General features: G+C 36.3%; 23 protein-coding genes. 8 read left to right on the forward strand and 15 right to left on the reverse strand.

Annotated elements, in window-relative coordinates:
- Positions 1-26: 26 nt before the first annotated feature.
- From NSP_RS13335 to NSP_RS13355, 5 genes are all read right to left on the reverse strand, one after another.
- Positions 27-839, reverse strand: a complete 813-nt coding sequence (locus tag NSP_RS13335) for a ParA family protein (RefSeq protein WP_006196494.1) — start codon at positions 837-839, stop codon at positions 27-29.
- Positions 840-1,236: 397 nt separating this feature from the next.
- The gene (locus tag NSP_RS13340; RefSeq protein ID WP_006196493.1) at positions 1,237-1,680 is read right to left on the reverse strand and encodes a hypothetical protein; all 444 of its coding nucleotides are present in this window, start codon (positions 1,678-1,680) and stop codon (positions 1,237-1,239) included.
- A 110-nt stretch (positions 1,681-1,790) separates the two neighbouring features.
- Positions 1,791-2,174: a single-stranded DNA-binding protein gene (gene ssb / locus NSP_RS13345; RefSeq protein ID WP_006196492.1), complete on the reverse strand. Its 384-nt coding sequence runs from the start codon at positions 2,172-2,174 to the stop codon at positions 1,791-1,793.
- Between the two features lie 223 nt (positions 2,175-2,397).
- Complete coding sequence (locus NSP_RS13350) at positions 2,398-3,228, reverse strand: hypothetical protein (RefSeq protein ID WP_173403286.1); 831 nt, start codon at positions 3,226-3,228, stop codon at positions 2,398-2,400.
- Positions 3,229-3,346: 118 nt separating this feature from the next.
- Positions 3,347-3,940: a hypothetical protein gene (locus NSP_RS13355; RefSeq protein ID WP_017804140.1), complete on the reverse strand. Its 594-nt coding sequence runs from the start codon at positions 3,938-3,940 to the stop codon at positions 3,347-3,349.
- Positions 3,941-4,372: 432 nt separating this feature from the next.
- On the opposite strand from NSP_RS13355, the gene NSP_RS13360 reads away from it, so the two are divergent.
- Positions 4,373-4,609: a hypothetical protein gene (locus tag NSP_RS13360; RefSeq protein WP_006198945.1), complete on the forward strand. Its 237-nt coding sequence runs from the start codon at positions 4,373-4,375 to the stop codon at positions 4,607-4,609.
- Here the strand turns inward: NSP_RS13360 and NSP_RS13365 are convergent.
- The 5 genes from NSP_RS13365 to NSP_RS26305 form a co-directional block, all read right to left on the reverse strand.
- Complete coding sequence (locus tag NSP_RS13365) at positions 4,572-5,117, reverse strand: CatB-related O-acetyltransferase (protein WP_006198944.1); 546 nt, start codon at positions 5,115-5,117, stop codon at positions 4,572-4,574. The genes NSP_RS13360 and NSP_RS13365 overlap by 38 nt on opposite strands.
- A gap of 19 nt (positions 5,118-5,136) precedes the next feature.
- Positions 5,137-6,549 carry a 2OG-Fe(II) oxygenase family protein gene (locus NSP_RS13370; RefSeq protein WP_006198943.1) on the reverse strand — a complete coding sequence of 471 codons (1,413 nt, stop codon included), beginning with the start codon at positions 6,547-6,549 and terminating at the stop codon, positions 5,137-5,139.
- A gap of 84 nt (positions 6,550-6,633) precedes the next feature.
- Positions 6,634-7,773 (reverse strand): cyclophane-forming radical SAM/SPASM peptide maturase GrrM/OscB, encoded by a 1,140-nt coding sequence (grrM, locus tag NSP_RS13375; RefSeq protein WP_006198942.1) that lies wholly within the window; start codon positions 7,771-7,773, stop codon positions 6,634-6,636.
- A gap of 29 nt (positions 7,774-7,802) precedes the next feature.
- A complete protein-coding gene (locus NSP_RS13380; RefSeq protein WP_071839307.1) occupies positions 7,803-8,828 on the reverse strand; it encodes an aldo/keto reductase in 1,026 nt (341 codons plus the stop codon).
- A 99-nt stretch (positions 8,829-8,927) separates the two neighbouring features.
- Entirely contained in the window at positions 8,928-9,107 is a 180-nt protein-coding gene (locus NSP_RS26305; protein ID WP_144360541.1) for a hypothetical protein, read from the reverse strand.
- A gap of 447 nt (positions 9,108-9,554) precedes the next feature.
- Here NSP_RS26305 and NSP_RS24785 point away from each other — a divergent pair.
- From NSP_RS24785 to NSP_RS13400, 3 genes are all read left to right on the forward strand, one after another.
- A protein-coding gene (locus tag NSP_RS24785) for an IS630 family transposase (RefSeq protein ID WP_231859466.1) occupies positions 9,555-10,603 on the forward strand; the annotation gives its coding sequence in 2 pieces (ribosomal slippage) (positions 9,555-9,947 and positions 9,950-10,603; 1,047 coding nt in all).
- Positions 10,521-13,502 (forward strand): beta strand repeat-containing protein, encoded by a 2,982-nt coding sequence (locus tag NSP_RS13395; protein WP_231859467.1) that lies wholly within the window; start codon positions 10,521-10,523, stop codon positions 13,500-13,502. The genes NSP_RS24785 and NSP_RS13395 overlap by 83 nt, the downstream gene beginning before the upstream one ends.
- 195 nt (positions 13,503-13,697) lie before the next feature.
- Complete coding sequence (locus NSP_RS13400; RefSeq protein WP_231859468.1) at positions 13,698-16,307, forward strand: CHAT domain-containing protein; 2,610 nt, start codon at positions 13,698-13,700, stop codon at positions 16,305-16,307.
- A gap of 2 nt (positions 16,308-16,309) precedes the next feature.
- Here the strand turns inward: NSP_RS13400 and NSP_RS13405 are convergent, their stop codons facing one another.
- From NSP_RS13405 to NSP_RS13420, 4 genes are all read right to left on the reverse strand, one after another.
- A complete protein-coding gene (locus tag NSP_RS13405) occupies positions 16,310-17,101 on the reverse strand; it encodes a DUF928 domain-containing protein (RefSeq protein WP_231859469.1) in 792 nt (263 codons plus the stop codon).
- A gap of 2 nt (positions 17,102-17,103) precedes the next feature.
- A complete protein-coding gene (locus NSP_RS13410; RefSeq protein WP_017804142.1) occupies positions 17,104-19,386 on the reverse strand; it encodes a CHASE2 domain-containing protein in 2,283 nt (760 codons plus the stop codon).
- 32 nt (positions 19,387-19,418) lie between these two features.
- On the reverse strand, positions 19,419-20,348 hold the full coding sequence (locus tag NSP_RS13415) for a DUF1822 family protein (RefSeq protein ID WP_082209967.1): 930 nt from the start codon (positions 20,346-20,348) through the stop codon (positions 19,419-19,421).
- A gap of 77 nt (positions 20,349-20,425) precedes the next feature.
- Positions 20,426-21,100, reverse strand: coding sequence for a hypothetical protein (locus NSP_RS13420; protein WP_006199137.1), 675 nt, complete (start codon positions 21,098-21,100; stop codon positions 20,426-20,428).
- 299 nt (positions 21,101-21,399) lie between these two features.
- Here NSP_RS13420 and NSP_RS13425 point away from each other — a divergent pair, with 299 nt between their 5' ends.
- The 4 genes from NSP_RS13425 (at position 21,400) to NSP_RS13440 (ending at position 24,659) form a co-directional block, all read left to right on the forward strand.
- Positions 21,400-21,801 carry a hypothetical protein gene (locus NSP_RS13425; protein WP_006199136.1) on the forward strand — a complete coding sequence of 134 codons (402 nt, stop codon included), beginning with the start codon at positions 21,400-21,402 and terminating at the stop codon, positions 21,799-21,801.
- A gap of 450 nt (positions 21,802-22,251) precedes the next feature.
- The gene (locus NSP_RS26310) at positions 22,252-22,701 is read left to right on the forward strand and encodes a hypothetical protein (protein ID WP_173403241.1); all 450 of its coding nucleotides are present in this window, start codon (positions 22,252-22,254) and stop codon (positions 22,699-22,701) included.
- 377 nt (positions 22,702-23,078) lie between these two features.
- The gene (locus NSP_RS13435) at positions 23,079-23,423 is read left to right on the forward strand and encodes a hypothetical protein (RefSeq protein ID WP_006199134.1); all 345 of its coding nucleotides are present in this window, start codon (positions 23,079-23,081) and stop codon (positions 23,421-23,423) included.
- Between the two features lie 78 nt (positions 23,424-23,501).
- Positions 23,502-24,659: an LptF/LptG family permease gene (locus NSP_RS13440; protein ID WP_006199133.1), complete on the forward strand. Its 1,158-nt coding sequence runs from the start codon at positions 23,502-23,504 to the stop codon at positions 24,657-24,659.
- A 63-nt stretch (positions 24,660-24,722) separates the two neighbouring features.
- Here NSP_RS13440 and NSP_RS13445 read toward each other — a convergent pair whose 3' ends face one another.
- Positions 24,723-25,457 carry a phosphoadenylyl-sulfate reductase gene (locus NSP_RS13445; RefSeq protein WP_006199132.1) on the reverse strand — a complete coding sequence of 245 codons (735 nt, stop codon included), beginning with the start codon at positions 25,455-25,457 and terminating at the stop codon, positions 24,723-24,725.
- Between the last annotated feature and the right edge of the window lie 21 nt (positions 25,458-25,478).

The raw sequence follows: 25,478 nt of genomic DNA on the forward strand, positions 1-25,478 counted from the left end.
TACAACTTTTGGGTGCAACAGATTAGTTAAACTTTCGCGCTCTCTTTACTCTTGCTGCCAATCAAAGCCGCTAATTTTGAGGCAATTTCTTTAAAGTCATCCTTTGCTTGATGACTGGGGCGGTGAATAGCTAATGGTAATCCTTGTCCACTGGCGTTAACAAATTCAGCACTATCCCGAATTTCTGAAAAAGCATGGATATTCATCTGCTCTAACTGAGATGGTAATGCAGCCAACATTTGTCTATGGGCTGCACGTCGAGCATCGTATTGGTTGGGAACAAAGCCGAGAATTTCTGGTGTGGGTTTTAAGCGTAAATGCTTGCAATGGTAGTAATACCATTCCAGTAAATGAGCCGCTCCTTGAATTGATTTGGGTTCTAGCTGCACGGGAATAATTATGTGTGTACTGGCTGCTAGTGCCATTAAAGGTAAGGGACCCAGGGTAGCTGGACAATCAAAGATCATCAAATCATGTTCTAGAGGATAGTCAGTTAAGCGATCGCCTAATAAGTAAGCTCCTCGTTTGTGTAAAACTAATTCATCTGCTGTTTGGGTCAGAACCATACCACCCTGACAAATGACTACTTTATCAGTGTGTTCACTCCAGCAGGGTGTTAACGGCCAGTTACCATCAAAATTCTCTTTGAGGACAGCAGCTAAAGTATGTTCTGGTTCTGGTTGATTTAAACCACAAAACAGTGTCAGTGACCCTTGCGGATCAAGGTCAAACAGTGCTACGTTATACTTGCGTTTTGCCAGAGCATGAGCTAGATGGACAGAAAGGGTTGTCTTACCACTTCCTCCGGCATTACTTATTACAGCTAATCTAATTTGCATGACTATTTTTTTGATGTTATGTGAGTATCATATATCGGATTTTCTACATCATATATTGATATATGATTTAAGAATATATTAGAGTCGTTGGGTAATAACCCTTAAAATTCTTTAATTCCTTTCCTGGAAAACATTTCAGCGATTTTCACCATCTATTTCCTAACAAGTCTAATATTTATTCTTTTGCATCATATATCAATATATGAGAATTAACCGAATCTTGAAACATAAATTTTCTCTGTTGCTGCAACCTGTAGACTATTGCTCAAATTATGGGTTAAAAAAATAACAGTTCCTACATCTATCATTGAAGTCATAGCCTAGCACTGATAAGTGAAAAAAATTATCTGCCGACAGGAAAAAAATACCTCTGGCAAAGTAGCCAGAAGTAAGATCATTAAAAGGGAATGTGAGAAATATTAGTATTTGGAGAATGTCCGTTGTTAGATGCTGTAGCTACACCAGCACCAACTAGCTGTTGAGTATTTTCCTGTGGAGTTGCTTGAACAACAGGTGTAGCAGTTGGTATAGGATTCCGATTACCAGTGGTAGTGCAGATGAAAGTGCGGATAACCAAGGCAGTTTTCTTTTCTTTATATCCCTTACCGCTATCCACTACGTTAATATCTAAATAGCCCATAGCGATACCAGTAGCATTAATTCCTGATTCAGCAATGGAAACTGCGGCTGCTCCCTTGGTTCTGTAGGGAATTGTGTCTTCCACTACGCCATCTTTTGAATAGTAGGAGAAAACACATTCACCATAGACAATCTTTACACCTTGGCTATCAAAAGCTTCATCAATACTGAGGAGTCGAATAGTTTGAGTTGAGTTAATCATGGTCTATTCCTTGTGATGAAATTGTCAATTGTTCATAAAAATTGCGCTTTGCGCTTTTCAACCACAACATCCCACAGACAAAAGTTATGCTGCGGGATGTGGTTAGTTTTCTAGAAGTTGGCGTTAATTATGGAATCTTGGTCTTCACTGGTTTCATTCGAGTCTTTACGTTGAGCAGAACTGATCAGTTCTAGATTGCTGACACGAATGATGGGTTTTTGTCTGGATTCGTTGGTGTTTTTATCTATCCATCTATCGAAGACTATTTCACCGGTGATCCCAATAGTCGAACCTTTTTGAACCCAGTCTGCTGCAACTTGAGCAATATTTCCCCAAAGTTCTAAATCAAACCAGAGGGGATTTTCACTTCTGTAGGGAGGTTTGACAGCAAGGGTCAAGGATGTTTTCATTGCACCTGATTCAAAATAGCGAACATCAGGTGTTTGACCAACGCGACCAACTAAATCAACTTTATTGACGTATTGCTGAGTCATATTATTTTCCTTGGGTAATCTATTTTTTTCACAGTATTAGCGCGATAGCGCATTCTCGGTTATGCAACTAAACGAATGATTTGCTACAGGCTGATTTGAGGCTTTATTGGATACAGCCCAGTATCAAACCTGATTGCGCCTAGCGCATTTATTACTGGTTGTATTGGGAAAAACTGCGTAAAAAATAACCCCAAATCTGCTAGAGATTTGAGGTTGATGAGTATTACAAAATTTGTTCTTTGGTTGCTAAACCATGCAATTTGGTTACTAATTTCTCTTCTTTCATGCGAGAGAAACCAGGGATTTTGTGCAATTTGGCTAACTCCCTTAGTCTTTTTAAAGTTAGGGTTTGTAAATCTTCCAAACTTGCTAATTCTGGAGAATCGGGAATATTTGTTATTTCTGAGGAAAAGTCATCAGGTGTAGGAGAATCAGTTGAATCGGTGATTAGTTCTGCTGTGTCGCAGGGAATAATATCATTGCTGTCACTGCTATGATCAATATCATCACTCACCACAGTTACAGTATCGCTACTAGCTTCACTAGGAGTATCATCTGTTGAGGAAGTAGATTCAGGTAATTCTGGTAAGGCGATCGCATCCACTACTGAGTTATCCTCAATATCTTCGTTTAAGGTAGGCACTGTATTAGCACCATCTTCACTAGGAGTATCATCTGTTGAGGAATTAGATTCAGATGATGTTGGTAAAGCGATCGCATCTTTTACTGAGTTATCCTCAATCTCTTCGTTTACGGTAGGTACTGTATTACCACCAGCTTCACTAAGAGCATAATCTGATGGGGAATTGATTTCAGTGGGTGAAGTAATTGCACCATTACTGCTGAGGTTAGGCGTTTCTGTTTCCCCACTGGTGTAACTGAGAATTTGCTCAATACTGGCTACAGTAGGTTCTTTCAAAACGGTGATTCTGTGGAAATTTCCCACTTTCCTAACAGAGATTCTTGCCCCAGCCGTGCGGAGTTTTGTTGTCAAGTCGTTGAGCAGGAGAAATGCTACATCCAATTGACGGTAATTATTGATAATGGCACTCATGGTTTTTGTTTGATTTAGTTCACCACAAGAGCGCATAGCGCAATCCTTTTATCCAAAAACGTTTTTGGTATCTTTGATGATGTTTAGACAGATTGCGTTAAAAATGTAGTTTTTGGTATTAGTCAGGAAATAGTAAAACTTCCCATACCAATCGGGGAGAGGCCATTTTCAACAGAGAGTTTTTGGCATCTTCCAATTTCAACAGCCAACTGTGATCACTGAGAAATTCCTTCCAGCAATGTTGCAGGTAATCCAGCAGCCATAGTTGTTGATGAAAATCTAATTGCACTTCAATATCTTTGGCGATACTTAACGCTGTTAACAGATTGCTAGGTGGTTGAATTAGTTGTTGCAAAATTGATTGTGGGATAGATTGAAGTTGATCATAATGAGCGATCGCTATTCCAGGAGAACCACCCGCAAACTGTATAACATTTGGGTGATTGAGAATTTCAGAACGTCCCACATTTTCTAAAACAGTGGTCATTTGGGCGTTGTTTAGTCGCTGGAAAGGAACAAGTTGACAACGGCTGGTAATTGTAGCAAGTAACCTTTGGGGTTGGGAAGAGATGAGGATAATTGTGCCGGATATTGGCTCTTCCAAGGTTTTCAGAAGTGCATTAGCAGCAGTGGGTGGCATTCTTTCAGCATTTTCTACCACGACAATTTTGTAAGGTGCAATTAGAGGAGAGGTAGCTGTAGCAACCTGCAATACTAATCGCTCAAACCTGCAATCAAGACATTTTCAAACCAGAATTACTTGCAACTATAATTCTGCTTCAGCCAGGATTAACTGCAACTGAACCAGGATTATTTGCACGGTAAGGAATTCAAAGTTAATTTATTAAATTCTGATATGAGTTTTTTGACAACCCCCTGTCAACCCTGAAAACTTAGCCCTAGTAAAGTATTGGGCTTATTTGCAATTAATCCTGGTCGAAATGGATGATTGCAGGTTGGTTGCATTTAATCCTGGCTCAGTTGCAATTAATTCTGGTTCAAATGAAATTATAGTTGCAAATAATCCTGGCTAGAAACAACGATGATTGCAGGTTTTGGAATTTATAATTGCAGGTCGCTAAACCTATTGTCAGAAGTCCACGCAACGGGTATATTAAAAAAGTTAAGCCTTGGGTGGGTAAAGATGGTAAATATCAAACTACCATTACTATTATTTTTAACATTTCCCCTACTAAAAATTGAAACCACATTAGCGCAAACGACCCAACCCCGACAAACACCGACACAAACCACGACAAAGCCCGTCAATAAAACTCCGACAACTCCGACACTAAAGCCTGTAACGCCTGTAGATGATAGCGGTGAGACTAACGAATTACAGGCTATTGGGAGTTTTCCACTGCTATTAGAAATTTGCTAATGTCAGTATCAAGCATTAAAGGCAAAAATGTTTCTATCTTTTGATCTGACCAATTCCACCAGCTTATTCGTAATAATCTTTCTATTGTTTCTTCATCAAACCTTTTCCTGATAACTTTTGCTGGATTTCCTACAACAACTGAATAATCAGGTACATTTTTAGCAACGACAGCAGAAGTTCCAATAACTGCACCATTGCCAATGGTAACACCTGATAAAATAGTTGCGTTTTCACCGATCCATACATCGTTTTTAATAATAACATCACCTTTAGAGTGAGAGGGGCTAGGAATGTATCTGGCAGAATCCCAGTACACATAAAATGGATAAGTTGTAACCCAGTCCATTCTATGATTACCTCCTAACAATATTTGTACTCTGCCAGCAATTGAACAAAATGCACCTATCTCCAAATTTCCCCCTTTATTATCATATTTAATTTCAGGAACTCCGTAAGTCCATCTACCAACTTTATGCTTAGTCAATATATCTTTTGTTTGCTTAAACATTGTATTCAATAAATAAGGTCTAAGGTAAATAATTTAACATAACTTCTGCTTTAAGTAAGATTTTTTCTCCCTGATAAACAGAGAGATCCTCATAGTGATGAAACTTAGAAAAAATTACACCATCTCCTCTTTTGGGAGTAATCTTATAAGATGCAGATGAAATGTATGTTTCACCCCCACTAAAACCATCATTTAAGAAAAGAATTAAAGTATGACGACCAAAACCAGACAAACTCGATCCATATTGGAGTTGGAAAGAATTTCTATTAACTCTATTTAATTGCAAGTTATCAGTCAACCTGATTGTTAAGTTTGAATTCAGATCCCGAAAAAATTGTTGCAATCTTGAACATATTTCTTCTTGCCAATATTGCTGATTATCTAAGACTTCACTGACTATTTTCTGACACTCTTCCTTTGTGAATAGTGAGTACACTGCAAGTAAATCCCAATCACCGTACTGAGAATCATTAATAACCTGACTAGGATTAGGTGAGAAAAAACCTCTGAATGAAATAGAAACATCTAACTGAGTTTGATTTTCGCTAGAACCATCGTGAATAATATTCTCAGTTGGAGCAATGTAAGCATATCCAGGAGGACATTTAACTCTAACTACAGGATAATGAGGCTTACATATTGCAAAATAATAAGCTAGTTTTGAAATATCTAAATGGGTTTCTTTTGGAATTGATTCTGGTTGTAGTTGTTCGATTTCTTTAACAATAGAAAGTATTGTTTTGTTAATAAACACAAAGTAACGATCTTCAGTAGATATGTTAATACAGATTCGATTTGAGGAGAACCTCCTTTTCCAAGGATGGTCTTTATCAAAACTATCTATATGTAGTCCTATGTATTTAGACTCCTTATGATCAAAAGTTACTGTGTGTAAACCTGGCTTGTTGATAGCAATAGCATTAAAAACTTGATAACCACAAGTATTTAGCTTTTCTACCTCTACAGAAATAGAAGAAACGATCTCATTAATAAAATCATGATTTAGGCTAGAGTTGACATTAATTTCTGAAAAGTTAACGGAAGACATATAATCTTCTATTCTTGTGCTTAACTTAACTATAGCTACAGTATTATAGTAGGATGAACAGCCTTCACCCACAAGTAAATTATTTAAGCAATCAAAGTGAACAATTGGCTGCCAAGGCATTCTAGGAACAACCGCATTACTTGTATACTGCTTATTAGAAATACCTTTTCGTACTTTGCCAACTTTTACTTTTTGGCGAGCAGTTGCAGTAGCCTGTTGATGTGTGTAGCCTTTTGTAATTTGTTGACTGCTGTCTTTTTTAAGTGGCATCTTACCGTCATGATTAATAATCTCTAGCCCATCAGACAAACAGACTAGATCAGTATCTTTTTCAAGATCAAGACTAGGATCAATCCACAAATGGATATCTTTATCTAGACACACGGCTGTTCTCCAATCTATTTAATAATGAGCGATATGTGTATTCATGTAGGTGGCTAGCATAGTTTCTTTGAAATATACTTCGGCTCACAATTTATTGGCTATAGATTTTTCCATTTTCTCCAAAACAACATCAATAATTGCCTTTTTCATGAAAATACAATAGGTTGTTTCATCACATTGAAACTTACCTTGTTCAAAATATTTATTAGACGCAGAGCCACCACGACACATATTAAAATAATCACAGGACTCTTTGCATAAAAGGATTCCTTGTTCAATGCTCTGACTAATTTTTTGGTATTTGTATGTATTGAAACTACTCTGAAAAGAATCATTCAATACATTTCCAAATATAAAATCCCCATATTGATCACTTTTCATAGTGAGTAGTTCTGGCGCAAACGTGGAGAAATTACCTTGATGATCAACGGAAATAATTGAAAAAGGTCGATTCTCACCATGCTCTATATCCTGAGTTCCTAGTATGAGATTTTTAGCAAGCTCAAATTCCCGAACAGCAAAAGCTTTCGACGATTCAACCAAATCATAAAGTTCACTCATGAACTTTTTAAACCGTTCTAGTGAGGAATCAGAGGGAGAGAAAGAAGATATTTTATTAGTTCCCTCAACTTCATCCATGTTAAAACCGATTAGTTGTACATTGAGGCTAGCAAAAAAATCATGTATCTCGTTTGCGTAATCTAGAGAAAAATTAGTCAGTACGCCGATGATGTTCGTATCAACCTCATACTGCTGTAAGAGCCTCCAACCCTTTAATACTGCTTGATGAGTAGAGATTCCACGTTTGGTAGTCCTATGTCTATCGTGGATAAATTCTGGACCATCAATGCTTACTCCGACACTAAAATGTTTTTCTTTAAAGAACTCACACCACTTCTCATTAATCAAGAGACCATTAGTTTGAACTCCATTAGTATAAGAATTTTCCTTGCCATACTTCTTAGCCACAGCCTCTAAAATTGATATTGCCTCCTTAAAAAAAGGCAAGCCAGCAACTAACGGTTCGCCACAATGCCAAACAATATAAACCTTATCCTTAACCATATTGCTTGAAAAAAGCTTTTCAAAAGATGCTTCCACTATCTCAAGTGAGATTTTAGCCTTATTATCACGATCTGGTAGATAACAATATTTACAATCTAAATTGCAAAAGGGAGTCGGCTGTAAAATGAAGAGGCGTGTATGTAAATCTTGGGCTAACATAATAACAATCCTGAAAATTTTGTAATGATTTAAAAACCGTGCTCCATTGGATAAGGTATTTCTTTTGAAATAGCTTCTAGGGAACTTAATGCTTCCTCTGAAATTTCATAGTTGTCTAAGTAAGCAATATCATCAAGCTGCTGAGGGTTACTAATGCCAATCAAAGATGAAGCTAAGTAATCATGCTGTAGGTTCCAAGCTAATGCCAAAGCTGCGGGAGGTATTTCCTCTCTTTGGGCAATTTCACAAAACAGTAAGGCTGATTCCAGAGTTTTATGATTGACATATCGACTAGCTATAGATTTTTGTCTGAGTTCACCTTGGGAATAATAGTTAAAGCGAAAATTGTGAGATTGCTGACTTTGGGTGTACTTACCCGTTAAAACTCCCCCTGACAAAGGAGCGTAAGCAACTAAACTAACATTCTCATAAAGGCAAACCTCAGCTAGTTCGTCTTCAAATCGGCGATTGTGGAAACTATAGCTATTTTGAATAACATCAAATGGAGTATATCGATTAGCTTCAGATATCCACAATGACTTCATTAAACCCCATGAAGTTTCGTTGCTGCAACCAATAACTCTAATCTTTCCCTCCTTAATAAAAGAGTGAAATAAGTCAAGTAAATCTTCTAGTCTTGCTCCATGATCTGGCCAATGAGCTTGGTAAACATCAATATAGTCAGTATTCAATCGCTTGAGTGAACCTTCTAGGGCTTTCCTGATTTGGACTCTATCCAGTGCAGCCATTCCAGATCTAGCAGGAGATTTATACCAAGTTTGAGCAGATCCAGAAACCTTAGTAGAAACAATAACTGCACTACGATCCTTTGTCTTGATCCAGTCTCCAAGAATAGACTCAGATAGTCCAAAATCTTTTGCAGTAGAAGGTACGGGGTAAATTTCAGCAGAATCGTAGAAGTTAATTCCAATATCAAATGATTTATCCAAGATCGTTAAGGATGTTTCTACATCACATTGAGTACCAAAAATCATAGTTCCCAATCCGATTTCTGAAACAAAAAGCGGACTTTTACCCAGCCTTCTACATTTCATGGAAAACTCACATTATAGGACTGACTATCTATTACCCATAGTGGTAGATAGTGGACATAAACAAATCTACCACTACTTAATTATTTCAGTTGGGTTGAATTACATTGCAATGTTGCTCCAGCTTTGGCTTACCCAGTTTTCCCAAGTAGTTCCCAAGCCTTGAACGACACATGGAGTTTTAAATTGCTCCTTGTGCTTCTTGACTTTTTCAATGCGGCTTTGCAAAGTAGACTTGTTGGGTGCTAGTAAATCTTTATTTTCCATTTTGGTTTTCTCCATTAGATTTGAATAAAGTTATACAGCACTTCTCGGTGTTATGAGGTACAAGAACCCCAACCCCAACCCCCTCTTCGCTTGCGGGGAGGGGGCTAAGATGTACCTCATAAGAGCGGAAACTGCTGTAATGCCTTGACCGGAATATTATAGATTGAATTCAGTCTATAAAACAACCAAAAAAATGACCGAAATATTATAGATTGAATTCAGTCTATAAAACAACCAAAAAAAAGTTAAATTGAGTCAAATAAGAGTAAATTCTCAGATTAAGCCTCATAAAGATATGTTTTCTCATGCTTAGTCTAAATCCTACATTCCGCACCCTTGACTGTCACAAACGGTGATTACGTAGGTAAATTGATAAAAAAGGAGTAAGTAGGTAAACAAAAAAAATTAAAGGTGTGTAAAGATAAGTAAATACGGAAAAACATATATTAGGGTGATGTAAATATGGGGTCAAGGTTAAGGATATTCCTGACAAAAAAACAAGATAGAGAGTTGTTTGACCTGAGAACAGCGAAAGTACCGCAGAAAGTAAAAGATAGAGCTGAAGTAATCAGATTAAATGCAGATGGTTGGTATGTGGAAAAAATAGCGGCTCACTTTGATTGGGGAGAGCAAACAGTAAGAGTCGTGTTGAATAAGTGGGAAAAAGAAGGAATAGAAGGACTCCATGAGTTACCAGGTCGAGGGAGAAAGCCAAAATTGGTGGAAGCTGACATTGAATATTTAGAAAAATGCTTGAAAGAAGAAGCACAAACTTATAACAGTAAGCAATTAGCAGAAAAACTGGATAAAGAGCGTGGGATAAAAGTAAGTACCAACACAATCAGACGGGGACTAAAAAAAAAGGGGTGATTTGGAAGCGGATAAGAATAAGTCATCAAGCAAAACAAGATCCAGTGACTCGTGCAAATAAACAAGCAGATATGGATATGTTAGAACTGGCTGCGGCTAGTGGAGAAATAGACCTAAAATATTTGGATGAATCAGGATTTTCAGCTTGGAGTGATTCAGGTTATACATACTATCAAAAAGGAGAACAAAAAAAGCTCGAACAAACAAAAAGACGTGGACGCAGAATCAGTATTATTGGGCTATTTCAGCCATTAATTAGCTTTATTTATGGTCTAGTAATTGGAGGAGTTAAGCGCAGTTCTTACATCAAAATGATGGAACAAGAGGCGCAAGAAGCATCTGAAAGTAAACGAATGAGAGTCATAGTTCAAGATAATGGACCAATACATTGTTGTAAAGAAGTTCAGGCATTATGGACAAAGTGGGAACAAATGGGTTTATATATGTTTTTCCTTCCTAAATATTGCTCGGAAATGAATCCAATTGAATTAGAATGGCAACATCTTAAACGAGATGAAATTGCTGGAAAAATGTTTGAGGATGAATTAGAACTAGCGTATGCAGTTATGGATGGTGTTGAAACCAGAGGTAAAAAAGGAAAACACCGGACAGAACGTACTAAATTTAACAAAGCCAATTAGGTTAACTTTTCTTTACATACCTTTAAATTTTTCTGTTAACCTACTTACAGAAAAAATAACCGTAGAAAATTCTAGTCTGATTGATAATCCTGTTTTACCTTTTGGTGAAGGTCATGCAGGAGATATTAATATTACCACAGGTTCTCTAGAAGTCAAAAATAGTACTTATATTGATACTAGCACTAGTGGCAAGGGAAACGCTGGAAACATTAATATTACTGCTTTGAGTGGAGATGTGATTTTTGAAAATGCTAGTTATGCACCTATAATTTACACTGGCATTTATACCAGCAATGGTCAAGGCAATGCAGGGGATGTAAATATTAATATAAATAATGGTTCTTTGGTTGCTGAAAATATTGGGGTAATAACTGAAAATAATCAAAAAACGGGAAACGCGGGTAATGTTAATTTAAAAGTTGCTGATAGCGTTATTTTTGATAACAGTGCTGTTTATACTTACACTTTTCCTGGTACTGTTGGTAATGGTGGCAACATTAACATTAATACAGACAAGATAATTCTGAATAATTTTTCTACATTTGATAGCAGTGTTTATGGTGTAGGTAACGCTGGTAATATTAATCTTAATAGTCGATCTTTGCAAATCAAAGATAATGCTTTATATCCAATATCTGCTAGTACCTACGGTGTAGGTAATGCTGGAAATATTAATTTTACTAGCAATGAAATCCTTTTAGATAATAGCCAAGTTTGGAGTATCGTTGATAATCTAGCTCAAGGTAATGGCGGGAATATTCAGATTAATGCTCATGATTCTCTACAAATTGGCAATGGTTCTGAAATTCAAGCACAAAGTGTTGGTAGAGGTAATGCGGGAAGTGTCAATCTTTATGCAGATAATACACTGAAAATAGATGGTGTTGGTAGTAGGATAAGTACTCTCATTGGATCTGGTGCGAGGGGTAATGCAGGTGATATTAATATTAATGCTGGTTCTTTGGAAGTAACTAATGGTGCATCTTTATTTACTAGTTTAGCAGGAGAGGGCAAAGGCGGAAGTATTAATATTAATGCCAATAATTTGGTCAAGTTTGATGGTGCTGATACTTTTGCTCAGAGTATTGTTGCTTCTACAGGCGTAGGTAATGCAGGGGATATTAATATTCATACTGCTTTATTAGAAGTGATAAATAATGCTTATTTTGAGTCATTTACATCGGGAATAGGTAATGGAGGAAATATCAATATTACGGCTACAGATAAGGTGATATTTGCTGATTCACTTTTTCAAGGTGCATTTACCAGTGTAGTTTCTTCTGTAGGTAATGCCGGTGATATTCAAATAAATACACCTGTGTTAGAAATTAAAAATTTTGCAGAATTAACTACTAGTACATCTGGTAAAGGTAATGCGGGTAATATCATTATTAATGCTACTGACAAGATCAATATTCAATCTGGTCGAATTTTTGCTGATGTTTTATTTAGTGGTATAGGAAATGGAGGTGATATTAACATTAAAACTGGTAATTTACGAATGTCTGATAATGCTGTGATAGTCGCTAAAACAACTGGAGCAGGAAATGCGGGGAAGGTGACAATTAACTCTAATCATCAAGTAGAACTTTTTGGTAAAGCTACTATTTCCACTAATGTAGATATAAGAGGAAAAGGAAATGGTAATGATATTGTGATTAACTCTCCATCTTTTTTACTTACAGATAATGCTCGAATTGTGGCTAGCACTTCCGGCGAGGGAAACGCAGGGAATGTGAAAATTACTGCGACTGAAAAAGCAGTTTTGAGTGGCGCAAGTGGCACGGAATTGTTAAATGGTGTATTCACTACAGTGGAAGCTACAGGCAGAGGAGATGCTGGTGATATTGAAATTAATACACCTGATTTTGCTCTGAGCAATGGTAGTCAAATTAATACTAGTACCTTGGGAAAAGGTCAATCGGGTGACATTATTATTAATGCTGAGAAGTTAGAAATAACAGAAAATGGGGGTATTTTTTCCATTACTGATGGTGATGAACAAGCAGGAGATATTTTTCTCAATATTGTTGAGAGTATTAATTTAAATCGTGGCAATATCTTGGCTAGCACTACTTCTAATTCTACCGGAAATGGTGGCAATGTTATTATTGACCCCATATTTGTCAATTTGAATCATGGTTCACGCATTGCCGTTAATAGTCAAGGTGAAGGCAATGCTGGGGACATTTTTTTAACGGCTGACAACCTCAATATTAATAGTAATTCAGATATTTCTGCTGCTACATTTAGCGGGGAAGGAGGCAATATTAGTCTATATGTTGATGATATTTTACGTCTGAACAGAGGTGTAATTACAACTGAAGCTGGAGGTACAGGAAATGGTGGTAATATAAATATTAATACTGATTTTTTAGTTGGCAGAAATGAGAGTAATATTATTGCTAATGCCTTTGAAGGGAATGGAGGTAATATTAACATTACTGCTAACAGCCTATTTTTTACTCCCGAAAGTACAATTAATGCCAGTTCAGCATTAGGTATTGATGGAGTGGTAGAAACTAATATTTTGGCAGTAGACCCCACTCAAGGTTTAATTGAATTACCAGAAAATATAGAAGATCCCACTAAGCTAATTGCTGAAAATGTTTGTCGTCGGGGAACTAATAGTCAATTTTACCGCACTGGAAGGGGTGGTTTACCGATTACTCCTGATCAAGTTTTAGAAACTAATACTATTGATGTGGGGTTAGTAAAACCTGCTGAAAGTTTAGGAACTGCGGTTAGTTCTAACTCTAATATGGAAACTTCTAGTCAAAATATTATCCCGGCTAGGGGTTGGATATTTAATGAAGATGGTAATTTAACTTTAGTGGATTATGACCCGACCCGTAAAGGGTTGCAACGAGAAATTAATCAGGCTATGGCCTGTAACTAAAAAGAATATATTAATATAGCGGTATGCACTGGAATGAGATACACTAAAAGACTTTTAACTCTGTTCCCTGTTCCCTGTTCCCTGTTCCCTACTATAAAAAAACTCAATTCAATTGCAAATCGTCTGGTACTTGAACTGAAAAATGTTTATAAAAAAAATATTGTATTTTTCACAATCTTACTATTTATAATATCCATGAGCATTTCCCCAGTTATGGCTCAGGTTGATAAATTAGCTGTGAAAAATCAAGATCATGCTTTAGAAATAGTCAGACAAGCTGAAAATTTATATGTCCAAGGAAGTTTGACAGCAGCAGTTGATAAGTGGAAACAAGCGGCTAATATTTATGCTTTGCAAAATAATAAACTAAATCAGGCAATGGCATTAAGTAATTTGGCCTTGACTTATGCAAAATTGGGAAATAGGGAAGAATCTTTGATATTTTTAGATAAAAGTTTCCATATACTCAACAATCTGGCAAATACAACAGAACAGCAGCGTATTCTTGCTCAAACTCTGGATATTCAAGGTCAGCAGAGATTTATTCAAGGTCAAAGAGAACAAGCTTTAGCAAGTTGGCAAGAAGCCGCTAAAGTTTATACTAACATTGGTGAAAAAGAAGCACTATTTTCTAATCAAGTGAATCAAGCTCAAGCAATGCAAAAATTAGGGTTTTATCCTCGCAGTTGTTTAACTTTGCTGAGAGCTTTTAAGATTAATGGTCAAGATTGTCAGATTACAGATGAAGAATTAGAAAATCTGAAAATACAAATTATTACAGATAGAAAGCATCAAATTAAATTAAGTCAAGTCAAAGGACTACATACTCTAGGTAATGCTTTACGTGGTGTTGGTAAATTAAAACAGTCTCAACAAGTTTTGTTGACTACCCTAGAAATGGTGGAGAATTTATTTCCTGAATACGAAAGTAATATTTTACTCAGTTTGGGAAATACAGAACGTGCTTTATGTCAAGACAAATCTTGTCAATTACCAGTAAATTATTATCAAAAAGCAATTAGGCAAACATCATCAAAAGAAATTAAGTTGCAGGGTTTACTGAATCAAATAGATTTATCTCAAGATATAAGTTTAATTGATGAAGCTGAAAAAGTTATTACTGATTTACCCCGCAGACAAACAACAATTTATGCGGAAATAAAGTTGGCTGAATACCAATTCTGTAAAGAACAAAAACAATTAAATTGTCTCCAACAACGAGAAGAAACTGATCTGGGGGATAGGTGGAATCAAGATAGGGTTTCTCAGACTGTGCGAAAATTAATTAGTATAGCCAAGGATGCAGAAGAACTAGGAGATAAAAGAACTCAGTCTTACGCTTTAGCTATGGTGGGAAGAGTGTATGAAAAACTGGGACAATGGCAAAGGGGAAGGGAATATACCCAGTCAGGTTTAGAGATAGCGCAACAATTAAAGGCTGTTGATATTAGCTATCAAATACAATGGCAATTAGGACGAATTTTATTAAATCAGGGACAGAAACAGGAGGCGATCGCAGCTTATGCTGATGCAGTGAATTCTTTGCAAACTCTGCGTAATGATTTGGTTAGCCTCAATCCTGATCTTCAGTATGATTTTAGAGAAAGAGTAGAACCAGTATATCGTCGATATGTTGATTTACTATTACAAGATCATCCCAATCAGGATAATTTGCAAAAAGCTCGTGAGTTGATAGAGTCCTTACAACTGGCAGAATTAGAAAATTTCTTTAGAGATGCTTGTATAGAAAATCAAGAAATAAATATTGATGATTTTGTCACGCAATCAGCACAAAATAATTCACCAACAGCCATATTTTATGCAATTGTTTTACCGCAAAGGTTAGAAATTATTCTCACAGTTCCCCAAAAACCTTTATTACATTACACAACTGATATTTCTCAGCCGGAATTAGAAACTACTTTAAAAGCATTACAGCAAGAACTTAAAAGTCCTAGTCGTCGAGAGTCACAATTATCTCAAAAAGTTTATGATTGGTTATTTGGACAAGTAGAGCCTGATTTAGCTAAAAATAACATTCAGACTGTGGTATTTATTTTAGATAGTTACTTAAGAAATATCCCGATGGCGGCTTTAGATGATGGGCAAAAGTATCTAGTAGAAAAATATGCGATCGCCTACAGCCCTGGTTTAAAATTGATCCAGCCGCAGCCCCTGAAAAAACAAGAATTAAGCGCCTTATCTGCGGGAATAGATACAGATAAAGCCCCCAGTATCGAAGCTAGAAAATTAGGCGGATTACCATTTGTCAGTCAGGAACTCGATGAAATAAAAGCTCAAGTTTCTGGCGAACAACTGCGTAATCAAGACTTTACGAAAAATAATTTTAAATTGAAAATTGATCAAACTGCTGCCCAAGTCATTCATCTAGCAACTCATGGACAATTTAGCTCTAACAATGAAGAAACTTTTATTTTGGCTTGGGATAAATCTATTAATATCCAAGAATTAGAGCAATTATTGCGAAGCAGAGATCCACTACAATCTCAAAATATTGAATTATTAGTCCTCAGTGCTTGTGAAACCGCCGCCGGAGATAACCGCGCTGCGTTAGGGCTAGCAGGGGTAGCAGTACGTTCTGGTGCGCGTAGTACTTTAGCAACTTTATGGCAAGTAGATGATGACTCTACTGCTGCTTTAATGAAACAATTTTATCAAGAATTAATTAATAATCCTGAGTTGACTAAAGCCCAAGCTTTGCAAAAAGCACAACTGCACCTTTTAAATTACTATCGTGTACCTCATAAATGGGCGGCTGTTGTTTTAGTAGGTAATTGGTTGTGAAACTAATTTGAAGTGTTTAGACTACAACAAGGAACAATTTTTTCTGAGACTAAATGCTTTAAATTAATCTCTGTTAACAGTTGCTTCCAGTCTGCTTCTGATGTTTGACTTACTAAAGTTAGAACATCTTGCCAAATACCATGTTCAGCTAAAATAACAGCTTGCTCTTGCTTTGATAATTTTCCTGATAATATCGGTGATGCTAAATTGAGCCTCTTCGTGTCTATCCAAACCCACCCATTAACACCAACTTCAGCATTTTCTGAATCACACTTTATAGGAACTGATAAATACCAATGATATCTTCTGTCTTTCTCTAGTTTCACCTGATGGGGGAGAGAAAGACTAATAATCCCCGGAGTGTTTTGTAAAGAGAAATTACCTTGATAAATTTTCTGATGTTTTCTCTTATCTGCATCTGTTTCATCCCATATTATTAATTCCCCGCTACTCACATCTGTAGGTGAATAGGGAATATAAAACCATAAAGTTGGTGATTTTTCTAGAGTTAATCCCCAAACATTGCTGAAATATGGCGATTTTTTAACCCTGGGTACTAACGCAGTTAGAGGTGTATTAATTTTAGGACAAGTACCACGTCTTCCTGCTCCTTCTGTATCACCAGGAGCGTCTTTATCTCCTAAGTCTGGGAGATTAAATTGAATGTTGGACAATGGGGATTTGCTCACTTGGGCTGGTGTTTTTAGTAAATTGACTGGGAAACTAGCCAACGAAAAAACTAAAATAGATATCAGTCTTAACCTAACTTGATTAAAGTTGGGGTGCAACATCATTTTTATGCCTCGGTTTCGGATGTAATTAACAAAGAAGGTGCAAAAATTCTTAATAAAGCTAAGACTAAAATTGCCGGGATTAATGGTGCTGTAATCAAGTACAAAAAACAAGCATAATATAAAACAATAATGTTAATGGCAAATACCACAGTCTGATGTAATGATGATTTTAAGTATAAAATTGGTATCCAAGCTGAGAAGGAAACAAGTAAAATGCAAATTCCATCTCCCCACCAAGGTAAAAAGCCAAGCTGTTGTGTTTCTTTTAAGCCTATACTAATTAATTGACTGGTCATTTGTGCATGAATTTCTACACCAAACATCTTTTTTTGCTGCGGGTGGTTAGTGTAGGGAGTTAAAAATACATCTGGCTTCGTTGATTCAGTTGTATAACCAATCAGGACAATTTTGTTTCCTAACAATTGAGGCTCAAAATCATTATTAATAATTTGGCTCAAACTAATTTCTGCTGCTACTTTTCCTGAAGAACGGTAATTGAGCAAGATTTGATAACCTTTATCATCTATTTGTTGGTAAAATCCATTTTTATTACGTAATTCATGCAAACGATTGAAAATAACACTCTCTGGACTAATTCCTTTTGAGTTTAAAAACCTGAATGCTAGTTGTGAGCTAAAAGAGTATTTAGCTTGACAATAAGATAGTTCTGTGGGTGTGGCGTAAATGAGTTGACGACGAACAATATTATCAGGATCTTTATTAATATTATTAAAGCTTCTACTGGTTTGGGGACTTCCTGGTGGGGGTTTTAAGCCAAGATCATTTTTAGTTTTAGCTTGGGGATGACCGAATTTACATATAGTCACAATATTGGGGTTTTCTTGAAGATAGCTATTTAACTCTTGATTACCTGGATTGAGAGGAATATTCCGAAGAATATCTAAACCTATAGCTATTGGTTGATGCTGATTGATATTTTCTAAGGCTTTTAATATTAAGCGATCGCTAATCGGATCTTGAGCAAATTCTTGAATATCTGCTTCTGTGACTTTAACGATTACTAGGTGCGGATCAGGTTCTTTGTCTGGAAGCATCCGCAAAAAATGATCGTAAGCTTTCAGTTCTAATGGTTGTAAAATACCAAGCGATCGCACTCCCATCACTAAGCCAGTGAATACAAAACTTGTCAGCAACAAATGCAAAAATTTAATCTGGCTGACTTGTGGGGTTTGTCGTTTTATTCCGATTAAATCATGCCATGTTGGTGGAATCACTGCCGGATTCTGAAAAATTACAGGTAGCCAAGTTGCACAAGGAAATTTATCTTCTAACCCTTGCAACTGTTCCCTAGCTTCTCTGACAGCAATATATAAAGATTTACCCTGAGCAAATTTCTTCAAAAAGGACTTTAAAAACTCATGGGCTACTTGATCAGGAACTAATTCCCGCATCACAATTGTTTGCGGAATATTTAAGTTATACAGACTTCTAGCTAATCCTAATCCATCACAAGAATTAAAAATTGCTAACTTTAAACCTTTCTCTATAGCTTTTTTTAATCCATAACATAGTTCATCAATACTCAGACTATCATGAGGATTAATATCAATTGTACCTGTTTCTGATTTTGTCCTACTATGTCCAGCAAAAAAGATAATATCCCAATTTTTCTCCCAAAGTTCGTCATTAATTTCCCGGCGGTGTGGTTCATCGAGAAACACTAAGTCAACATTGGGTAAACTCTGTAATAACAGTTTATCTGTCTCAATATCAATTCCTTGACGATTACCCAGAATCACTAATACTCTGACTTTAAAATTATGATTTTTTATGGATCTTGGTAATTGATAATTAGGCAAAGCCCAACCTATTTCTGCTCGTGAATAAGATGTAAAAATATCCCATTCTTGCCAAGGAAGCTTTTGTAACTCTTGATCATCGGTATGAATGAGAAATCTAACGTCTTCATCCAGTTTTAACTGCTCTCTGATACAAACATCAATTTCCCTAAACTCTTCAGACTTCAGCCAATTATTTAATTCATTTTTTAAATCTACACTGGATTGATGACATTTTTCTACAAGTGATTGTAAAAATGATTTACTGATAATTTGTTTGTTCTTAATGCGATAGGATGCTGCTAAATTACGATATATTTCTTGCCAATGATATTCTAGGCGATCGCTTAATTTGGGATCAGGAGGTAATTTCCCTTTCCGACGACAAAGGGAATCTATCCTTCCTTCTTCTTTAATCTCCAAACTGACGCGAAAACCTTGTTGTAACAAGTCACCATCAAGTTCAATAACTACGACTTTACTCATAGCGGCATTAATCTTTACATCGTTACCAAATACTATAGACTAAATTTCTCAGCAATATCCACATTTCCCCAACAAATTTTTACACAAAAACTTTCTCCTAATTCTCCAGTAAATTGAAATTTAAGAAACTGATCATTCTTTCCAGCTTCTGCTTGCATCTCTAGTTTACCCTGTTCATTAAATAACATTAACTGTAATCCAGTAGGTAGAACCTGTTGTTCAGTGGGGTATAGACTAATATAAATAGCCATTTCTGAATGGAATACTGGATTGACACCAACACATAAAGCAACTGCTTCTTGGCCTTGGATTAAATCTAATCTTTTCCCCCTAATAATTGTCTGACTATCTCTAAAATTAAAATTCAATTCTTGAGAGGGAGATGCTAAAATATTTGAGAGTAATTGCCAACTTGATTCAAAAGTATTATTTAACCACTCACTAAGTTTAACAATTGATGTTTTTTGCTTTAATTGGTTGATATGTTCCAATAAAGTTTCCACCGATAGTAACTGATTTAGATATACATAGTTTGTTGTGATTTTTTCCGTAAACCCTAATAAATAAGCTTCCTTTTGCTGCAAATCAATACTAACTATTACATAACCAATTCTCTCATCAATTACTTCCAGGGGAATATCACATTTTTCTGCCTGATTAACTACAGGGAGACATTCTAAACGTCCCACGCCTGTAATTTCTAAGTCAGCAACATCAGCAGCAAAACGCACCGCAGGATTCCAACTATCTCCGGCTGCTAAATCTGTGTTAATTCCCATAACACGTAAATAGTTATCGACTAAATAAACTGCCAAAGTATTGAGATAAACTTGCTGTGCTTTTGCTTGGGTGTACTGTTCTCTAGCAAACTTTTCAGCAGTAGAAATCGCTTTGTTAGTAAGAATTACTGGAACGGAAATGTTTGATTCTTTCGTGAAGATTTTATCGAGCATATTACTCATCTACCTTCTTATTATATTAACTGTAGTAGTCATTTATTTACTATAAGCAAAAATATATTTTTCGCAAGTTTATCTTGCTATAAATATCCTTGGTTAGTACCAAATCTTCTGAGTAAAGGCAAACAACTACGGTGATACCATTTAGGTAAATTTTTGGACTCAGCATCATTTAAATTAAACTCTTTAGCAATTTCTTTCCAAGAAACATCAGGAGGTAGCCTTTTTAAAATCACAACTTGAGCGTTAATTTCTGGACGTTCTTGAAAATAAGTGTTGCGTAATACTTGATCTGGGTCAGCTTTCACCCATTGGACTGTTGTTTCCCACATTTCAAGTAATGGTTGAATATCAGTAGGTGGTTTGTTTAATTGTTCTGGAGATAAGTTATCTAAATTATTAATTACTGGTTCAAAATTATCTGAATTTAAATTTACCCTAAGTTCAATGTGTCTCTTGCGTGGTCTTGTTTCTTCTTTATACTCATATCTTCTCAAAGCTTTAATAATTTCATCATTTAGCCAAGTAATTACCTGTTTTTTTGTAGGGTTATATTCTTCCAGATGACTACAGCAATATTCCCACATATCTTGCAGTGCATCATTATAATAAGGTTTATTTTCTCGCCAAAGTTTACCAGATTTCATTGCTAGGAGATAAGTCTGATGTATTTTTTGTTGACGCTCTACACTTTCTAGTGGTAAATTTTTCGCCTCATTAATCAGACGACGCAAGTTAGTATTAATATCGTTCATAACGAAATTGTGGTAATTGCCAGTGTCAAATTCTATAAATAAATGCCAGAATAATTGTATAGGATTGTTGCGCGATCGCCTCTCTGGTAACTCAAATACATAGCATAATCTGTATGTTCAATTAATCTATACGCTTATTTACAGGATGCTAAAACCCATCTTTCGCAATTCACTTGATATATTATTTTAATAAGTTTTATATATAAACATAAGTTTTATTTATTACTCCAACTTGCGAAAAGTTTGTTTCAGCGTCCTCTAATAACTAGAAGTTAAAATCACTCTCTAGTGAGGTAACTATGAACAAGTTGTATAAATTATTCATAACCGCCACCGCGATAGCTTCTGTATTAGGTTGGAATATCAACGTAGCTCAAGCCCAATCCCAAGAAACTTACTGCACTGCATCAGCCATCGGTGCTTTACTGGGTTTAGCAATTACAGGTGATGCAGAAACTGCCGCTTCAGTAATTCCCTCAGAATGCACTGAAAATAATCAGCCCGCACCCAAGCGCCCCTACCGTCATCAACAACCCAGTAGACGTGATTCAAATGATTATGTGAATCAGCAGCGTCTGTGGCTACTAGAACAACAAAGAGTCGAAAGAGAAAGAGAAGACAGAGAGTATCGGAGGGTATCTCGCTGTATGGACAATTGTCTGGCCAGCACTGATCCAAACTGCATGTCAAGATGTTCTTAATCTAATCAGGTGATAAATCAAATTCATACAATGGTGGGTTAGGCTGCGGTTAATCCACTTTACTAGGACTTACGCATTGTACAAATTAATCATGGTATGCTGTCAGCAAAATAGCCAATTTCTGGCTTTGAACAATGATTATGTTGATAGTAAATATACCCGTGTGGTAAGGGTTTAGCATTGCTAAACCCCCTACGAAATATGTGCTTTTTAGTGTTTACATATTTGGGATTTATTGTCAATGCGTAAGTCCTAAATCAATTTAGGAATCACGTTTGATTACTGAAATTACTCGTAGAGATAGGAAACAGGGAACGAACAGGAAAAAATCAGTAACAGCATACTGAATGTTTTTCAAAAATCAAATAGGAGTCTTACTGCGAAAACTCTCTTTCAGCATTCAGTAATAAATAGAACGTTCTGAGATTAACTTAGGACTTACGCAAATTTATGGGAAAACCAACCACAGAGGCACAGAGTACACCGAGTCAAGAGGGTTTAAGAGAGTTTCTGCGTAAGTCCTATAACTTTATGTCAAAAAGTTTTGCCACCCGTAGGCTTTTGGGAATTTTAATTACCTGTGTAATGATTACTTCTTGTAGTGGCGGTACATCAAGTAATACTCCTAATGGGGGAGGGGGTAACAACAGTCAGAATCAAAATGCTGATAGTGGAGGTACATCAAGTAATACTTCTAATGGGGGAGGGGGTGACAACAGTCAGAATCAAAATGCTGAAAGATCTGAAGAAGAATGGCAGCAATATAGGATTGATTGTCAAGGTTCCTCGACTCCGATTTCTCGAAGAACTTTTAGTGATGGTTCAAGAGGAAGATGTGAATTTGGTCCGAGGAGACGGGCAGATGGCTCTAGTATACCAGTTGCTTTTAGAGATAGATAATCAATATATCAACCAATTGAACTAACTAGTACCGCTAGCCGTTCATCAAAAGTCAAAAAGCTGATCAAACAGGCTTTTCAAGGATTTTAAATGGTTGCTTTATTTACGCTGTGCTGTACTAGCATCAATATTTAGTCAAAGATTGCGGGCATCTTGCCCGCTTACATTTGAGATGCGCTAACCCTGGTAATTTAACAGTGAAAATAAAGTAACATAGCCGGAGTTAGTTAGATTATTTATCACATCACAATGGTGATTGATGCTGTCGTCAACCCACTGCAATCATTACAAGTTCGTATAAAATTTATTTACAAATCACCCTGGGAAAACTCTCTTTCAGCCTCATGTAATAAGTAGAACGTTGTGAGATTAATTTTATGTCCAAAAATTTGGCTACCCGTAGGCTTTTGGGAATTTTAATTACCTGTGTAATGATTACTTCCTGTAGTGGAGGTACATCAAGTAATACTCCCCCCATTTACCCCACTGAACCCACTGAACCCCCCGAACCCCCCCAAACCTTAACTATTACCGTTCCGTCTTTAGGTTATGTAGCAACAGTTGATAGAAATACAACTTTCGGAGAAATTAATAGCACAGCCACAGATTTAACTGGTCAGTGTGTAGACAGATTTGGTTTGAGTCAACAAGGTACCACTTGCCGGGCTGAAGTACAAGCAGCACAAAGAGAGGCGGTTAGGTTTATCAATCAAGCTAATTAGGGAAAGTACATTTTTTATAAAATATTGCGGGCATCTTGCCCGCTTACATATCACTTGACATAACTGGAACAATGATAAATGAAAAAAAATCATACTTTTCCTCAACTCTCATTACTAGAACGTTATTTAATCTCAGAGCTAATTCCACCTTTATTATTTAGCATTGCTATCGTTACCATTGTTGCAGAATCAATTGGGATATCATTTGAACAGTTCAAATTTCTCATAGAAAGACAGTTAACCTTTGAAATATTAATATATCTTCATTTACTTAAACTACCTGAGTTTATTGTTTTTGCTGCGCCTATTGCTGTTTTACTAGCTACTATATTTACTTATAAAAAATTATCAAATACCAGTGAAATTATTGCCATCCACAGCTGTGGAGTCAGTTTAGATAAATTAGTTTATCCTGCGGTAATGGTCGCTGCTTTGTTAATACCTGTATTATTTATATTTAATGAAGTAATTGTGATTCCTGCCAACTATAAAGCTGCAATTACCCTAGAAAAAGCTATGAATATAAATAGATTATATTTTCAAAAAAATGATATTTTTTACCAACAAATAGATAATGAAAATACCCTGGATTCATTAGCTCAACAGAATTATCTCAAACATCTATTATATGCCGAGAGATTTGCTGATGGGCAGATGCAACAAGTCACTTTATTAATGAGAGATTCAGAAAAGTTAAAAGTAATTATCAAATCCAGGTTTGCTGAATGCTATGGACAGCAGAAATTTTGCTATTTTTATGAGGGTGTGAAAAATATAATTAATGCAGATGGCTCTTATGGTGAAAGAATTAAGTTTGATACCATGCCTTTATATCTACCTAATATAGCTTTACAATTGCAAATAGATCAAGAAACACTTGATAACAGAGAAATGAATATATTTCAAGTTTATCAACGATTGTTGGTTTTCCAAAAAGCAGGCGATCGCAGAAATTTTCGTAGTCTACAAGTTAATATTCAAGAAAGATTTACTTTACCAGTTTCCTGTGCTGTATTTGCTTTATTAGGTTCAGCAATAGGAATTAATCTACAACCGAGAACTAGATATAACAGCTTCAGTCTAACTTTAGGAATTATTTTACTATATGATGCAATTCAAGTAATTGCTAAAATTTTTATCATATCAGAAATTATCTCATTTTCTTGGATATGGCTACCAAATATAGTTGGTACTACCGTTGGAGTTTATTTGTTAATTAAAAAAAATTCACCATAGATAGGTGAATACTCATAGAAAGAACTTGAGGTGCGTTACGGATTTGCTAACGCACCCTTGGGGTTATTTTTCTAAATTACCAGCGTGTAAACCACACTCTTTCATTGTAGATTCTTCCCACCACCAACGGCCTTCTCGTTCATGCTGGCTAGGTAAAACAGGTCTAGTGCAAGGTTCGCAACCGATGCTGATAAAACCGCGTTCGTGTAACTTATTGTAAGGCACATTGAAAGCGCGGATGTATTCCCACACCCGTGTAGAAGACCAATTTGCTAAAGGGTTAAATTTAATTAACTGATGGTCTGGGGTAGAAAAAGCACTATCAACTTCAATTACAGGAATATGGTTGCGGGTACTAGGGCTTTGGTCTTTGCGTTGTCCGGTAATCCAAGCATCAAGAGTATTCAGTTTGCGGCGTAATGGTCTGACTTTGCGAACTCCGCAGCATTCCTTGTGACCGTCTTGATAGAAACTAAACAAGCCCTTTTCTTCCACTAAAGCTTGGACTTCCGCAGCATCTGGAAATTGCACCTCTAATTTAATCCCGTAACGTTCTCTCACCTGATCCAATAACTGATAAGTTTCAGGGTGCAAGCGTCCTGTGTCCAGTGTAAAAACACGGAAATCTTTAGTAATTTTTGAGGCGATATCAATCAGGACAACATCCTCAGCACCACTAAAAGAAATCGAGAGATTATTAAAAGTCTCCAAGGCAAATTTGATAATTTCCCTGGGCATTCTTTGACTATATTCTGCTTCTAAGGCGGGAATATTTAAATCGGTTGGGGTGGCTACCATGTATTTAGTGTTCTCCTCTGG

The organism is Nodularia spumigena CCY9414, assembly GCF_000340565.2.
Taxonomy (GTDB): Bacteria; Cyanobacteriota; Cyanobacteriia; order Cyanobacteriales; family Nostocaceae; genus Nodularia; species Nodularia spumigena.